Here is a 12,480-nt window from a genome sequence, read left to right as displayed (position 1 = left end):
CTTTGGGCGGGATTTGGGGGGCGCTGCCCCCGTCCGCTTGCCGCGGACTCCCCCGGAGTATTTGGGCAAAGATGAAAGACGCGGGTGAGATGTATGTTTTCGACCTGCGCCTCTTGGCCTAAGGGAGGGCAACGAGACCCAACCTGAAAGTTTGCCGATGCCCTGCGCCCTGTGTTCCGCCGAAACCTCGACCTCTGCCTACGCCGTCACAGGAGGTCCCGAAGGCGCCACAACCGAAATTTGCGATGTCTGTGCGGCTCAAATCGCCGAGACGACCGAGCCTGATCATTGGCGCTGCCTTGGTTCGGCCATGTGGTCCGAGGATGCAGCCACTCAGGTTCTGGCAGTACGTCTGCTGGAGCGCCTGTCAGACCATGACTGGGCCCGCGATCTGAGCGATCAGGTTTGGCTGGATGAAGAGCGGCGCGCTTGGGTTGAGAACGAGATCAAGGAAACCATCCATCGCGACTCAAACGGCGTGCAATTGGCCGCTGGCGACACGGTCGTATTGATCAAGGATCTGCCCGTCAAAGGTGGCGGCTTCACGGCCAAGCGCGGCACTTCTGTCCCCCGTATTTCACTGGTTCAAGACAATGCAGAGCACATTGAGGGCCGCGTCGAGGGCCAGCGGATCGTCATCTTGACCAAGTATGTGAAGAAACGCTGATCCAGATCAAAGATCACATTCTGAATAATGCATATAAATATCCTCGGGTGACGCGCAATTGCCCGAGGAGGCCATGATGTTCCGACTAGCCACAACCCTGTTTTCTCTGATCTCCACCACCCTGATGGGCACGTTTATCGTGGTCGTTCTCGTGATGGGCTATGACACGTTGGTCCCGATCCTGATCGCCTCAGCCGTCGGCTTTGTTGCGGCGCTGCCCATCAGTTGGTTTATCGCCAAGCAGATTTACGAGAACGCCTGAGCGTCAATCCACGTTTTCACGGCGGCTTCGAATTCGCGTGGCTTCTCAGCGTGCAGCCAATGGCCTGCACCTGGAATCTTGAAAAATTTCGCTGTGGGGAAATGGGCCTTGGCCGCATCACGACCCTCTGGACTGACATAGTCGCTGTTCGCGCCAGAGATAAACACCGCAGGCCCCGCATAGGTGCGCCCCTGCATCTCTGCTTCTGGCCAGCCCGTTACTGTCGCCATCTCTTTGGCCAGCACATCCAGATTCAGACGCCACCGCCGTTCCTTGACGTCCAAAGACTGCAGAAGAAATGCCCGAACACCATCATCGGGCACCGTCTCTTGCATCAACCGGTTCGCGTCCCCACGCGTGCTCACCTGCGACAGGTCCAACGCTTGCATCGCCTCGACAAACTGGATCTGCGAGTGGGTATACGTCACCGGCGCAATATCTGCGACCACCAGCCCCTTAGCCAACTCTGGTCGTGTCAGGGCCAAAACCATTGCAGCTTTGCCCCCCATAGAGTGCCCAAGGACGATGGCGCCGTCGGGCATCTCTGCCTCGATCACCTGTGCCAAATCCTGCGCCATATCGTGATAGGTATGCGCGTCGTACCAAGGGCTCTCTCCATGGTTCCGCTGATCCACGGCAATCACCCTGCGGTCTTCGGACAGGCGGCGCGAAATCACCCCCCAATTCCGTGCAGAGCCATACAGGCCATGAACGATCATCAGGGACGGCTCGCCCGCGCCATACGTGTCAAAATTCAACATCTTTGTGTAAATATCCAAAGCTCGGTTGCATTCCAGTCAGTCTCATCCCCTGATAAACCATCTTACGCCACGGATGGCGAGAAGGATGACCCATGGACCCGCGCGAAATCGTGACACTCGAGGCTGATCTGTCCAGCCAGATGCAATCCCGCCTTGGGATCAAGGGCCGTTCGCTTGATGTCCAAGCCGCCAAAGCGGGTCGTAAGCTGCCACGCAAAGCCAAACGCGCCGCGACTGAACTCGCCGAAGCAAGCCGCCTCGCGGGCCATCCGAAACTTGCGCTACAAGTGGATACAGAGAATGCTGCGCAAAATGTGGCTCTTCTGAAGAAGTATATTGGCCGCGGCACCGCCCCAGACCGCAGGAACAAACGCATCCAAATCCTGCGCGGCATCGCGATGAACCTCATCGTCATACTCGCGATCTACCTGCTCGTCGTACTCTCGCGCGGGCTCATCTGACGAAAAATGCCGCCCTGAAAACCAAGGCGGCATAATCGTTGTCTTTGTAAAACTCTGGGGGAGTCTGCCTGCAACAGGCGCGGGAGCAGCGCCCCCAGACCCAGAATTACATTCCGTGGCCAGCCCAAGGACCGTGCAGACCGGTTTCGTCGCTATCCACGCGCTCGAACCCGTGAGCGCCAAAATAGTCACGCTGGGCTTGGATCAAGTTCGTGGTGCCACGTCCGTGACGCATGGTGTCGATGAACGACAGAGCGCTTGCCAATGCTGGAGCGGGCTGACCCGAAATGGCGGCAGCGGCCACAACACGGCGCAGGGCGGGCAGTCCGCCGGTGACTTTCTGCAGCAGACCATCCGCCAAATAAAGCTGACCGCTCGGCAGACCTGCGCGATGGGCGCTGCTGATCTCGTCCAGGAGGACACTGCGGATGATACAGCCTGCGCGCCAGACCTCGGCGACGCGGGCCATGTCCAGATCCCACTCATAGGTGTCCGATGCGGCCTGCAGGACACGGAAGCCCTGCGCGTAGGCCAGAATCCGGGCCGCAAGGAACGCGTTCTTCAAGTCTTCGGGCTCGACGGTCACAGCCTCGGTGCCAGCAGGGACCAGAGCTGCCTCACCTGCATTGCGGACCTCGGGCTCTGCCGACCAAGAGCGCGCCGCGACGGCCGCTTCGATAGTGCTGGCGGATTGGCCAAGCTTCAGAGCTTCGATCACTGTCCAACGGCCTGTGCCTTTTTGGCCCGCTTTGTCCGCGATGACATCGACCATTGCCGCGCCACTCTCGGGGTCGGTGGCTGTGAGAACAGCTTCGGTAACTTCGACCAAGTAGGAACCCAGATCACCTTTGCCCCAATCGCCAAACAGTCCGCCGATTTTGGCTGCATCCCAGCCAGCGTCCCGCAGCAGACCGTAGACTTCGGCGATCATCTGCATGTCAGCGTATTCGATGCCGTTGTGCACGGTTTTCACAAAGTGGCCCGCACCATCGGGGCCCAGATGTGCAGCGCAAGGAGCGCCTTCGAACTTGGCCGAGATTGCTTCGATGATGTCTTTGACGGGCGCATAGGCGTCTTCGGTGCCGCCAACCATGATGCTGGGACCGTGGCGTGCCCCCTCTTCGCCGCCCGATACGCCCATACCAAGGAACTTGAAGCCAGCAGCTTCCATGTCCGCAGTGCGGCGACGGGTGTCGTGGAAGTCGGAGTTGCCCGCGTCGATCAGCGTGTCACCTTGCGCCAGCAACGGCTTCAGGTCTTCGATCATAGCGTCGGTGGGGCCGCCTGCGGGGGTCATCAGAATGATGAACCGCGGCTGGGGCAGACGTGCGACCAGATCGGCCAGATCGCCTGCACCCTCTAGGTTCGAGGCCAGATCACCAGCCTCGGAGATGAATTCGGGAACGCGTGCGTGGGTCCGGTTCTGGACAACGACATGCGCGCCTTTTTCCGCCAGGTTCAGCGCCAGCGCGCTGCCCATGGTTCCCAAGCCGATCAAACCGATCTTCTGTGCCTCAGCCATTAATCACTCCTATCATAACTGGTGTGATATCTAACGGTGTTAGCGCGAACATCAAGCGGTTTTAAGTGAAGATGGCCTGTGCAGGCGCGCAGAGGATCAGAGCCCGAGGCACCAGCGCACGACAGCTTTCTGCGCATGCAGACGGTTTTCCGCCTCGTCGAAAATCACGCTTTGGGGACCGTCCATGACGCTGCTGGTCACTTCTTCGCCGCGGTGTGCGGGCAGGCAGTGCATGAACAGAGCGTCGTCTTTGGCGGCCGCCATAAGATCGTCATTGACCTGATAGGGGCGCAGCAGATTATGCCTGCGTTCTTTGGTCGATTGGCTATCGTGCATGGACACCCATGTGTCTGTCACAACCAAATCGGCACCTTCGACCGCCTTGAACGGATCCCGCTCAATCGACACCTGAACACCTTTGGAGCGGGCATAGCCAATGAACTCTGCCTCGGGGTCGAGCTTTTCGGGGCCGGTAAAGGTGAAGTCGAAACCGAACTGTCCAGCCGCATGCAGGAAGGACGCGCAGACGTTGTTGCCGTCGCCGGACCAGACCACTTTCTTGCCCGCGATATCACCGCGGTGCTCTTGATAGGTCAGAAGGTCCGCCATGATCTGGCAGGGGTGCGTGCGGTCAGTCAGGCCGTTGATCACGGGTACGTCCGAGTACTCTGCCAGTTCCAGCAGAACCGATTCGTCAAAGGTCCGAATCATGATCGCATCGACATAGCGCGACAAAACCCGCGCGGTGTCCGCGATGGTTTCCCCGTGGCCTAGCTGCATATCCTTGCCCGACAGAAGCATCGTCTGACCACCCATCTGACGAATACCGACGTCAAAGCTAACGCGTGTGCGGGTCGAAGGCTTTTCAAAGATCAGAGCGACCATACGGCCATCCAGCGCATTGTCCGCGTCCAGGCGACCTTTGGGCAGGCCCGCGCGGTCCGCTTTCATACGCGCCGCGAGGTCGATCATGTTATGAAGGTCGGCTTGATCCGTTTTATGGATGTCGAGGAAATGGTTCATGTCGGTGTCTTTCTTTGGGGCCGAGGTCCAGGGGGGCGCTGCCCCCGTCCGCGTATCGCGGACTCCCCCGGAGTATTTTCACAAAGATGAAGTCAGGAAGGTTGCACTTCGGTTGCGACCTTCTCAAAGCGGTTGAGAGCTTCGGCAATGTCTTCGTCAGGGATGTTCAGGGCAGGCAGCAGGCGCACAACATTGTCACCTGCGGGCACGGTCAGCAGGCCCGCGTCGTAGGCGGCTTTGACCACGTCGACGTTGGTGACCTTGCATTTGATGCCCAGCATGAGACCAAGGCCGCGGACGGACTCGAACACATCGGGGAAGCGCGCAACGAGGGACTCCAGCCCCTGCCGCAGCAGGCCTGCCTTGCGGTTCACATCCTCGAGGAAGGCGGGATCGCTGACGATCTCCATGACCTTGTTGCCCACAGCGCAGCCCAGTGGGTTGCCGCCATAGGTCGAGCCATGGGTACCTGCGGTCATGCCGCTGGCGGCGTCTTCGGTTGCGAGGACAGCGCCAAGGGGGAAGCCGCCGCCGATGCCTTTGGCGACCATCATGATGTCAGGGCTCACGCCGGCCCATTCATGGGCAAAGAGTTTGCCGGTCCGCGAGACGCCGCACTGCACTTCGTCCAGCATCATCAGAGCGCCGGTTTCGTCGCACAGCGCGCGGATGCCCTTGAGGCAGACATCGGGCAGCGGACGGATACCGCCCTCGCCCTGCACAGGCTCAATCAGGATCCCGGCCACATCGGGCTGCTTCATTGCCTCTTTGATCGCGTCGTGATCCCCAAAGGGCAGATGACGGAAACCGGGCAGCAAGGGCGCGAAGCCTTTGGTCATCTTCTCGCTGCCAGCGGCGGCGATACCGGCCGAGGACCGGCCATGGAAGCTGCCGTCGAAAGTTATGATCACATGCCGTTCCGGCTGGCCTTTGTCGTGCCAGTACTTGCGCGCCATCTTGACCGCCAACTCGCAGCTTTCGGTACCCGAGTTGGTGAAAAACACGGTGTCGGCAAAGGTGGCATCGACCAGCTTGTCCGCCAGCTGTTGCTGCTGCGGGATTTGGTAGAGGTTCGACACATGCCACAGGTTCTGGGCTTGGGTGGTCAGCGCCTCGGTCAGGGCCGGGTTGGCGTGGCCAAGGGCGTTTACCGCGATCCCCGCACCGAGGTCGAGAAAACGTCGGCCATCAGCCTCGATCAACCAGCTGCCTTCGCCTTTGACGAAGGATAGCGGAGCACGATTGTAAGTGGGCAGAACCGAAGGGATCATGGCATTCTTCCTTGTGGATGAAGGCTTTGGTGGCCTGAGAGGCCGCTCAAGTCAACGATTACGGGTATTTTGTAAAAAGAGGCGTGCGAAAAAAGCACAAGATGACAGCTGTCGTTACGCGAAAAAGGCGCGTCGGCGTCGTAGGGCTGTTGCAGCAGGTATGAACTGTTGGGTCATCATGCCCTGCGCATAGCGTGACGCAGGGCAAAAATAAAGAAGATTCGCTTAGGCCTTGAGGCGGTAGCCTGTGCGGAACATCCACCATGCCAGCATGTTTACCGCGATCGCCGCGATCAGGCCGAAGCAGAATCCAAAGACCGGGCTGCTGTCCGACACCCCAAGGACGGACCAGCGCACCCCATCGATGAAGTAGAAAATCGGATTGAGGTGGGTGATCTGGTAGAGGCCGACGGGCATCGCCTCGACCGAGTAGAAGGTGCCCGACAGGAAGGCGAGCGGCGTGACGACGAAGTTTGTGATCGCGGCAATTTGATCAAACTTCTGCGCATAGACCGCCGCGACCATACCCAAACCGCCCATGAAGGCCGAGCCAACGATGATGAATGCCAGCGCGACGAACGGGTGTTTGAGGCCAGTGCCGAGGAACAAGAGAATCGCTAGGGCGATCACGATAGCCACCAGCACGCCGCGCACGATGCCTCCGGCCAAATATCCCAGCACCATCTCGCCTGCCGACAGGGGCGGCATCAGGGTGTCGACGATGTTTCCTTGGACTTTTGCACTGACGATCGAGGACGATACATTCGCAAAGGCGTTCTGGATCACGGTCATCATCAGGATGCCCGGAGCGATGAAGTTCACAAAGGGTACGCCCATCACGTCGCCGCGGGTTGGGCCGATTGCAATCGCGAAAATCGTTAGAAATAGGCCTGCGGTGACAATCGGTGCAGCCAGCGTCTGGTTCCAGACCGCAAGAAAGCGGCGACATTCCCGTTCGGCGAGCGTCATCAGGCCCAGCCAATTCACGCGCCCGAAGCGTCTTTCGCCCATATCGTTCATGTGTGACATCGTCCGAATTCCCTTGAATGCTTTGCGTGCCTTGTAACGCGCCACGGGATGATTAGAATAGGGCCTCGATCAAATTCTATAAGGCAGTCCCCCTCCGGACGCCTGTGACCATCAAGGAAAGCTGTATGTCCTGGACCGACGAACGCGTTGAGCTTCTGAAAAAGATGTGGGGCGAAGGCCAATCGGCAAGCCAGATCGCCAAGGAGCTTGGTGGCGTGACCCGTAACGCGGTGATCGGCAAAGTGCACCGTCTGGGTCTGTCGAACCGCAACGCAGGCGCCTCTGCCGCGTCGGCACCTGCGGCGGCTGCAGAGCCCAAACCAGCGCCCAAGCCCAAGGCGGAAGCCAAGCCCAAACCCGCGCCCAAGCCCGAGCCCGCCCCTGCGGCCGCTGCGCCTGCGCCCGAGCCGCGCCCTGTACCGGTGACCACCCCTGCCCGTAAGGCGATCATCCCTGCTGGTCAGCCCCTGCCCCCGCAGCCTTCGGCCAACGAGATTCCCGCCGAGGCTCTGGCCAAGGTGAGCGAAGTCGAGAAGAAGGCGAAGAAGCTGTCGCTGATGGAGCTGACCGAGCGGACCTGCAAATGGCCCGTGGGCGATCCGGCGACCCCGGACTTCTGGTTCTGCGGCCACCCCGTGCAGCAGGGCAAACCCTACTGCGAGGCTCACGTCGGCGTGGCGTTCCAGCCCGTGAACAACAAGCGGGACCGTCGCCGCTGATCATCGCGCGTAGGTGCCCTGTGGGTGGCGACGTGTTAATGAGTATTTAGAGCAAAAAGAAGCAGGGGGCTGGATCAGGCCCCTTTCGTCGTTTTTGGTTGCAAGGTCATGATGCCTTGTGGCCGCTAGCCGGTGGACCGACCATGAGCCAGAACCCCCCGAACCTGCGACCTGACATCGCCCCCCGCGCGCAGATCCGCGACGAGGCCCGCCCCGGCCAGCCGACCATCGGCATGGTGTCCTTGGGCTGCCCCAAAGCGCTGGTGGACAGCGAACGTATTCTGACCCGCTTGCGGGCCGAAGGCTATGCGATCAGCCCTGACTATTCAGGTGCAGATGCGGTGATTGTGAACACCTGCGGGTTTCTTGACTCGGCCAAGGCGGAGTCGCTTGAGGCCATCGGCGAGGCGTTGAACGAAAACGGCCGTGTGATCGTGACTGGCTGTCTGGGGGCAGAGCCAGAGTATATCACAGGCCACCACCCCAAAGTTTTGGCCGTCACCGGCCCCCACCAATACGAGCAGGTACTGGACGCTGTGCACGGCGCGGTGCCCCCGAGCCCCGATCCGTTCATCGACCTACTGCCCGCTAGCGGCGTCAGCCTGACCCCGCGCCACTACAGCTACCTCAAGATTTCCGAGGGCTGTAACCACAAGTGCAAATTCTGCATCATCCCCGACATGCGCGGCCGTCTGGTCAGCCGACCTGCTCATGCCATCGTCCGCGAGGCGGAAAAGCTGGTCGAGAATGGCGTCAAGGAACTGTTGGTGATCAGCCAAGACACCAGCGCCTATGGTGTCGATATCAAACACGCTGAGGAGCGCGGCCACCGCGCCCACATCACTGATCTGGCGCGCGATCTGGGGTCCTTGGGTGCGTGGGTCCGACTGCACTACGTCTACCCATACCCCCATGTGCGCAACCTGATCCCTCTGATGGCAGAGAGGCTGATCCTGCCCTATCTGGATATCCCCTTCCAGCACGCGCATCCCGACACGCTGAAGCGGATGGCGCGCCCTGCCGCAGCCGCCAAAACGCTGGACGAGATCAACGCATGGCGCGACGTATGCCCCGACATCACTTTGCGCTCGACCTTTATCGTCGGCTACCCCGGCGAAACCGAAGCAGAGTTCCAAACGCTGCTGGATTGGTTAGACGAAGCACAATTGGATCGCGTCGGCTGCTTCCAGTACGAGAACGTGGATGGCGCCCGCTCGAACGAATTGCCTGACCACGTGCCGGACGAAATCAAACAGGACCGTTGGGAGCGATTCATGGAAAAAGCGCAGGCCATTTCCGAGGCCAAGCTGGCGGCCAAGGTTGGAAAAACGCTGGAAGCGATTGTTGACGATATCGACGAAGATGGCATCGCATCCTGCCGCACTTGGGCGGATGCACCTGAAATCGATGGCAACCTCTTCATCGACGAAGGCACAGGCGATCTGTCAGTTGGAGACATCGTCAAAGTCGAGGTCGACGAGGCCGGTGACTACGATCTGTGGGGAAAACTCTCTGTCTGAGAGGCACTTACCCCCATCGGTGAATCACGGAAAGGCGGCGCTTCGGTGCCGTTTTTTCATTTTACCCGTTAGTTTCTGCGTAAATGATAGAAACGCCCGACTGTTGCCATAATGGAGACAAACATAACTTCAAACAGAGATCATACTTTTGCTCAAAAGTTGGAAGATTTCCTGTTTCTTTTCAAACACGTGAATTCATCCCAAATACCGAGAGAACGCCGGCCAGATAATTTTTCGTAAAATCTTTAAATTCCGTAAAGACGTGACGGGAATTGATGGCACAATAAATTGGTCCTGAAATGTACGGGGCGTTCCAATTTGAGGATTTAATTATGCTAAAGTTTCTGAGTGCTGCTGGAATGTGCCTACTTCTGGCAACCGGCGCGCAGGCGGCCACCGTTGATTTCGACGGCCCCTACGGCTCAACCGGTACTTTTGACGATGGCGGCGGCAATGGTACCTTTATCGACAAGACCAACACCATGCCTGCCTTCGACTTCTATTATAAGCTGATGGGGTCCAACTCGAACACCGGTGAAAGCAAAGTCACCTCGCTGACCTTTACAGGTTTCGAAGGGATCGTGAAGTTTTCGACCACATGGATCTACAACAGCTATGATGTCGACGGTCCCTCGTGGGATCCATTCGGCCTGATCCTGAATGGCACCGAGATTCAGCTGACCAGCAACATCGACGACAACGCACAGACCGGGTTCTACGAATTCACCGTCTCGCCGAGCGATAGCTTTGCGTTCTACATCGACGCGGTCGACGATGCCATGGGCAAAGCCAAAGCTCTGATCTTTGGCGAAGGCGATCTGGCCCCCATCCCTGTCCCCGCTGCGCTGCCCATGGCTGCGGCCGGACTGATGTTGCTGGGGGGCCTCGCCTCCCGCCGGAAGAAACGCAAGCTGGCGTAAGCTGCAACGCAAGCCTGCACTCTGGCGATCCGGCCCACACCGGGTCGCCCTTATCCGGTAGTGCCCGCATAGGTGTCGATCCATGCGCGCACGCAGGTCTGGACATGGCGGAACCTGTCGCCGCCTAGATGCTTGCCACCATACCAGCGCGTCACCACGATCACCGTGTCGCGAATGTCGTCACGCTCAAGCATCCGCAGAATCACCATGCCTGCGCCGCTCTCGCCATCATCGTTTTTCAGAGGTTCGCCGTCAGACGGCAAAAGCGCCCACGTGTTGTGGGTCGCCTTCGCGTACTTCTTGTCGCGCTTCAGCTCCTTGAGCAGCGCGTCGGCTTCGGCCTTGTTGCGGGCAGGCCCACCCGTGACCGCGTATTTCGACCCGCGATCAGAGACAACATTTTCCAGTTTGTTCATACCCTTGCCTTTAGCAGGCAGGGCACCGAAACCCTAGCCCTTCATCTGCTCAAAGGTGTCAGCGTTCCGGCAGTAGCTTGGCGCGACTTCGGAACCTTGGGCATTCGCATCCAGCCAATTCGCACAGTCGCAGGGGCTGGTGCATCCGGTGCACTTGTGAACCATCTGGCGCAGATCTTCACCATCCAGTTCACCGCGCTGCATGCGCTCCAGTAGGTCTACACCCAACGTATCAGCCATATTGGCAACCAGTTTGGCGTGGTGGTCGTAGCGTTCAGAAACAGACATTTTGGGCCTCCGGTCTATGTGGTTTAACCGAAGTGCACCATTAGTTGCCCCTGCCTACGTTGACACAGATCAATAACCCACAGCCGCAGCGGTTTCCCGCACAACCTGAAGGCGCTGAGCATTCGGCGGGTGCGACCCCAAGAACCGGTCACCAGGGTCGGGAATGCGGGTAAAGAACTGCGCACCACGGATGGGATTGTACCCCGCCTCGACAGTGATCAGCGTGCCCAAGCGGTCAGCCTCTAGCTCATAACGTTTCGCATAATAGCGGGACCCGACCATCGCGCCCAGATTGACCGCCTCTTCCAGCGCTTGATCTTGCAACCCACTGGCACTGGCCAGATTTCCAAAGATCACAGCACCGGCCTTGGCCCCTTCGGAGCTTTTCTTGATGTGCCCCAGCAAGTGGTGCGACGCTTCGTGTCCCAGCACAAAAGCCAGCTCATCTTCGTTCTGGGCATCGGCAATCAGCGCCACGGTAAAGATGATGATTGGACGACCCCATCGATCCTGCGTCTGATAGGCGTTCGCAGGCGCATCGGGATCAGCATCGACCATGATGTGAAAATCACAGAGCAAACGCTCTGTTTCCTCGCGGCAGATCGATTCCGCTACGGGTTCGACCTGATTCACCACCCGAACGAATCGGTTGGCGACCAGATCGGCACGGGCCGAAATTTCGGGGCTCACGGTCGAGACGCCGCTCGCGGGGGGCGGCATCTGGGCCATTGGTACAGCGCATCCAGCCAACAGGGCCAGTGCAGCAATCAAAATAAAATGTCTCATGTCAGTGAAAGAATGGCGTGGCCGAAGCGTTTGTTCCAGTGCGTTTAATCTTACCGATACTTCTAGGTAGATTTCCGCACGAATGGAAAATTAACGTAAAATTCATCTTTAAGGCAGATAGTTGCATCGCAGCCGCAGCATCGCGCTTATGCGCTTTTGCAAAGGTGAATTTTCCTCGTTCTGCCAAAGACTTAAGCAGGATTGCATCAATTTGCATCCTGTTCTGCCCAAGAACTGTTCATCTAAATGTCATGGAAGGCTTGATTGCTGCCACATGCTGGATAGCATTGCTTCATGTTTTCGATTGAGCACGAGTTTGACGCGACTGTTGTAACCTTGGTCGACGAGGGCCCCTCCCCCCTGGCCGAGGACGTAACCATCAACGCCTTCGAGGATTGCGTCACACTAGAACAATATGACCAGCGAACCGATCAGGTGATGAAAGTCACCTTTAGCCTGAGCCAACTGCGCGACCTTGGTGCCGCGCTCGACCTACCCGAAGGGGTCTATACGTTGCGCCGGGCCGAGGCCTGATCACAGGACGCGAAAGACCTTGTCGCGGCTGGTATGCCCCCTTACCAGCTCCAGCCGAGATTTAGGTACGCCAACCGCTTTGGAGAGCAGCTTCACCACAGCGGCATTCGCCTTGCCGTCTTCCGGCACGGTGATCACATAGACTCGCAACGCGCCATCCTCGGATTTGATCGCGTTGCGGGATGCCTTGGGCGTCACACGCACAGGGATTTCGGTGCCTACTTGGGCCAGATGGGTCAGGTCGGGATCAGCCATATTTGCCCTCTAGCACTCTGCAGCGCCCCCGCCTAGTCTGACCGAA

At 58.8% G+C, this 12,480-nt stretch carries 17 protein-coding genes; 7 read left to right on the top strand and 10 right to left on the bottom strand.

Features of this window, described 5'->3' with window-relative positions; all coding sequences use genetic code 11:
* The first annotated feature begins 157 nt into the window (after window positions 1-157).
* Together BM225_RS13665 and BM225_RS13660 are read left to right on the top strand one after the other, a co-directional pair.
* Window positions 158-667, top strand: a complete 510-nt coding sequence (locus BM225_RS13665; RefSeq protein WP_072705097.1) for a PhnA domain-containing protein — start codon at window positions 158-160, stop codon at window positions 665-667.
* 76 nt (window positions 668-743) lie between these two features.
* Window positions 744-929: a CTP synthetase gene (locus BM225_RS13660; protein WP_072705094.1), complete on the top strand. Its 186-nt coding sequence runs from the start codon at window positions 744-746 to the stop codon at window positions 927-929.
* Here BM225_RS13660 and BM225_RS13655 read toward each other — a convergent pair.
* Window positions 914-1,690, bottom strand: a complete 777-nt coding sequence (locus BM225_RS13655; RefSeq protein WP_072705388.1) for an alpha/beta fold hydrolase — start codon at window positions 1,688-1,690, stop codon at window positions 914-916. The genes BM225_RS13660 and BM225_RS13655 overlap by 16 nt on opposite strands.
* A 92-nt stretch (window positions 1,691-1,782) precedes the next feature.
* On the opposite strand from BM225_RS13655, the gene BM225_RS13650 reads away from it, so the two are divergent.
* Complete coding sequence (locus tag BM225_RS13650) at window positions 1,783-2,151, top strand: hypothetical protein (RefSeq protein WP_072705091.1); 369 nt, start codon at window positions 1,783-1,785, stop codon at window positions 2,149-2,151.
* Between the two features lie 106 nt (window positions 2,152-2,257).
* On the opposite strand, the gene gndA is transcribed toward BM225_RS13650, so the two are convergent.
* The 4 genes from gndA to BM225_RS13630 all read right to left on the bottom strand — a co-directional run bounded on the left by gndA (window position 2,258) and on the right by BM225_RS13630 (window position 6,996).
* Window positions 2,258-3,673, bottom strand: a complete 1,416-nt coding sequence (gene gndA / locus BM225_RS13645) for an NADP-dependent phosphogluconate dehydrogenase (protein ID WP_092464807.1) — start codon at window positions 3,671-3,673, stop codon at window positions 2,258-2,260.
* A gap of 96 nt (window positions 3,674-3,769) precedes the next feature.
* Window positions 3,770-4,696 (bottom strand): ornithine carbamoyltransferase, encoded by a 927-nt coding sequence (gene argF, locus BM225_RS13640; protein WP_072705086.1) that lies wholly within the window; start codon window positions 4,694-4,696, stop codon window positions 3,770-3,772.
* Window positions 4,697-4,788: 92 nt separating this feature from the next.
* Window positions 4,789-5,967 carry an aspartate aminotransferase family protein gene (locus BM225_RS13635; RefSeq protein ID WP_072705083.1) on the bottom strand — a complete coding sequence of 393 codons (1,179 nt, stop codon included), beginning with the start codon at window positions 5,965-5,967 and terminating at the stop codon, window positions 4,789-4,791.
* A gap of 225 nt (window positions 5,968-6,192) precedes the next feature.
* Complete coding sequence (locus BM225_RS13630) at window positions 6,193-6,996, bottom strand: ABC transporter permease (protein WP_072705080.1); 804 nt, start codon at window positions 6,994-6,996, stop codon at window positions 6,193-6,195.
* A 125-nt stretch (window positions 6,997-7,121) separates the two neighbouring features.
* Here BM225_RS13630 and BM225_RS13625 point away from each other — a divergent pair, with 125 nt between their 5' ends.
* The 3 genes from BM225_RS13625 to BM225_RS13615 all read left to right on the top strand — a co-directional run bounded on the left by BM225_RS13625 (window position 7,122) and on the right by BM225_RS13615 (window position 10,155).
* Entirely contained in the window at window positions 7,122-7,715 is a 594-nt protein-coding gene (locus tag BM225_RS13625; protein WP_072705077.1) for a GcrA family cell cycle regulator, read from the top strand.
* A 143-nt stretch (window positions 7,716-7,858) separates the two neighbouring features.
* Entirely contained in the window at window positions 7,859-9,235 is a 1,377-nt protein-coding gene (gene rimO, locus BM225_RS13620; RefSeq protein ID WP_072705074.1) for a 30S ribosomal protein S12 methylthiotransferase RimO, read from the top strand.
* Between the two features lie 332 nt (window positions 9,236-9,567).
* Window positions 9,568-10,155 carry a hypothetical protein gene (locus BM225_RS13615; RefSeq protein WP_072705071.1) on the top strand — a complete coding sequence of 196 codons (588 nt, stop codon included), beginning with the start codon at window positions 9,568-9,570 and terminating at the stop codon, window positions 10,153-10,155.
* A gap of 50 nt (window positions 10,156-10,205) precedes the next feature.
* Here the strand turns inward: BM225_RS13615 and BM225_RS13610 are convergent, their stop codons facing one another.
* From BM225_RS13610 to BM225_RS21615, 4 genes are all read right to left on the bottom strand, one after another.
* On the bottom strand, window positions 10,206-10,571 hold the full coding sequence (locus BM225_RS13610) for a YigZ family protein (RefSeq protein ID WP_072705068.1): 366 nt from the start codon (window positions 10,569-10,571) through the stop codon (window positions 10,206-10,208).
* Window positions 10,572-10,604: 33 nt separating this feature from the next.
* Window positions 10,605-10,859 (bottom strand): DUF6455 family protein, encoded by a 255-nt coding sequence (locus tag BM225_RS13605; protein WP_072705065.1) that lies wholly within the window; start codon window positions 10,857-10,859, stop codon window positions 10,605-10,607.
* Window positions 10,860-10,928: 69 nt separating this feature from the next.
* Entirely contained in the window at window positions 10,929-11,630 is a 702-nt protein-coding gene (locus BM225_RS13600; protein WP_245780495.1) for a M48 family metallopeptidase, read from the bottom strand.
* Between the two features lie 16 nt (window positions 11,631-11,646).
* Window positions 11,647-11,862: a hypothetical protein gene (locus BM225_RS21615; RefSeq protein ID WP_143095391.1), complete on the bottom strand. Its 216-nt coding sequence runs from the start codon at window positions 11,860-11,862 to the stop codon at window positions 11,647-11,649.
* A gap of 77 nt (window positions 11,863-11,939) precedes the next feature.
* Between BM225_RS21615 and BM225_RS13595 the strand changes: the two genes are divergently transcribed.
* Entirely contained in the window at window positions 11,940-12,179 is a 240-nt protein-coding gene (locus BM225_RS13595; protein WP_072705059.1) for a hypothetical protein, read from the top strand.
* Here BM225_RS13595 and BM225_RS13590 read toward each other — a convergent pair whose 3' ends face one another.
* A complete protein-coding gene (locus tag BM225_RS13590) occupies window positions 12,180-12,434 on the bottom strand; it encodes a DUF167 domain-containing protein (RefSeq protein ID WP_072705056.1) in 255 nt (84 codons plus the stop codon).
* Between the last annotated feature and the right edge of the window lie 46 nt (window positions 12,435-12,480).

Origin of the sequence: Donghicola eburneus (assembly GCF_900115865.1) — a bacterium.
GTDB classification, from domain to species: domain Bacteria; phylum Pseudomonadota; class Alphaproteobacteria; order Rhodobacterales; family Rhodobacteraceae; genus Donghicola; species Donghicola eburneus.
Note: the sequence above shows the minus strand (reverse complement) of the source record. Positions and strands in the feature narration are given on the sequence as shown.

What these genes read in the sequence shown, in the direction of transcription:
- BM225_RS13615 (WP_072705071.1), top strand. Translation starts at nt 9,568, where the DNA reads ATGCTAAAGTTTCTGAGTGCTGCTGGAATGTGCCTACTTCTGGCAACC.
- BM225_RS13650 (WP_072705091.1), top strand. Translation starts at nt 1,783, where the DNA reads ATGGACCCGCGCGAAATCGTGACACTCGAGGCTGATCTGTCCAGCCAG.
- BM225_RS13630 (WP_072705080.1), bottom strand. Translation starts at nt 6,996, where the DNA reads ATGTCACACATGAACGATATGGGCGAAAGACGCTTCGGGCGCGTGAAT.
- BM225_RS13665 (WP_072705097.1), top strand. Translation starts at nt 158, where the DNA reads ATGCCCTGCGCCCTGTGTTCCGCCGAAACCTCGACCTCTGCCTACGCC.
- BM225_RS13655 (WP_072705388.1), bottom strand. Translation starts at nt 1,690, where the DNA reads ATGTTGAATTTTGACACGTATGGCGCGGGCGAGCCGTCCCTGATGATC.
- BM225_RS13595 (WP_072705059.1), top strand. Translation starts at nt 11,940, where the DNA reads ATGTTTTCGATTGAGCACGAGTTTGACGCGACTGTTGTAACCTTGGTC.
- argF (WP_072705086.1), bottom strand. Translation starts at nt 4,696, where the DNA reads ATGAACCATTTCCTCGACATCCATAAAACGGATCAAGCCGACCTTCAT.
- BM225_RS13590 (WP_072705056.1), bottom strand. Translation starts at nt 12,434, where the DNA reads ATGGCTGATCCCGACCTGACCCATCTGGCCCAAGTAGGCACCGAAATC.
- BM225_RS13660 (WP_072705094.1), top strand. Translation starts at nt 744, where the DNA reads ATGTTCCGACTAGCCACAACCCTGTTTTCTCTGATCTCCACCACCCTG.
- BM225_RS13605 (WP_072705065.1), bottom strand. Translation starts at nt 10,859, where the DNA reads ATGTCTGTTTCTGAACGCTACGACCACCACGCCAAACTGGTTGCCAAT.
- BM225_RS21615 (WP_143095391.1), bottom strand. Translation starts at nt 11,862, where the DNA reads ATGCAAATTGATGCAATCCTGCTTAAGTCTTTGGCAGAACGAGGAAAA.
- BM225_RS13625 (WP_072705077.1), top strand. Translation starts at nt 7,122, where the DNA reads ATGTCCTGGACCGACGAACGCGTTGAGCTTCTGAAAAAGATGTGGGGC.
- rimO (WP_072705074.1), top strand. Translation starts at nt 7,859, where the DNA reads ATGAGCCAGAACCCCCCGAACCTGCGACCTGACATCGCCCCCCGCGCG.
- BM225_RS13635 (WP_072705083.1), bottom strand. Translation starts at nt 5,967, where the DNA reads ATGATCCCTTCGGTTCTGCCCACTTACAATCGTGCTCCGCTATCCTTC.
- gndA (WP_092464807.1), bottom strand. Translation starts at nt 3,673, where the DNA reads ATGGCTGAGGCACAGAAGATCGGTTTGATCGGCTTGGGAACCATGGGC.
- BM225_RS13610 (WP_072705068.1), bottom strand. Translation starts at nt 10,571, where the DNA reads ATGAACAAACTGGAAAATGTTGTCTCTGATCGCGGGTCGAAATACGCG.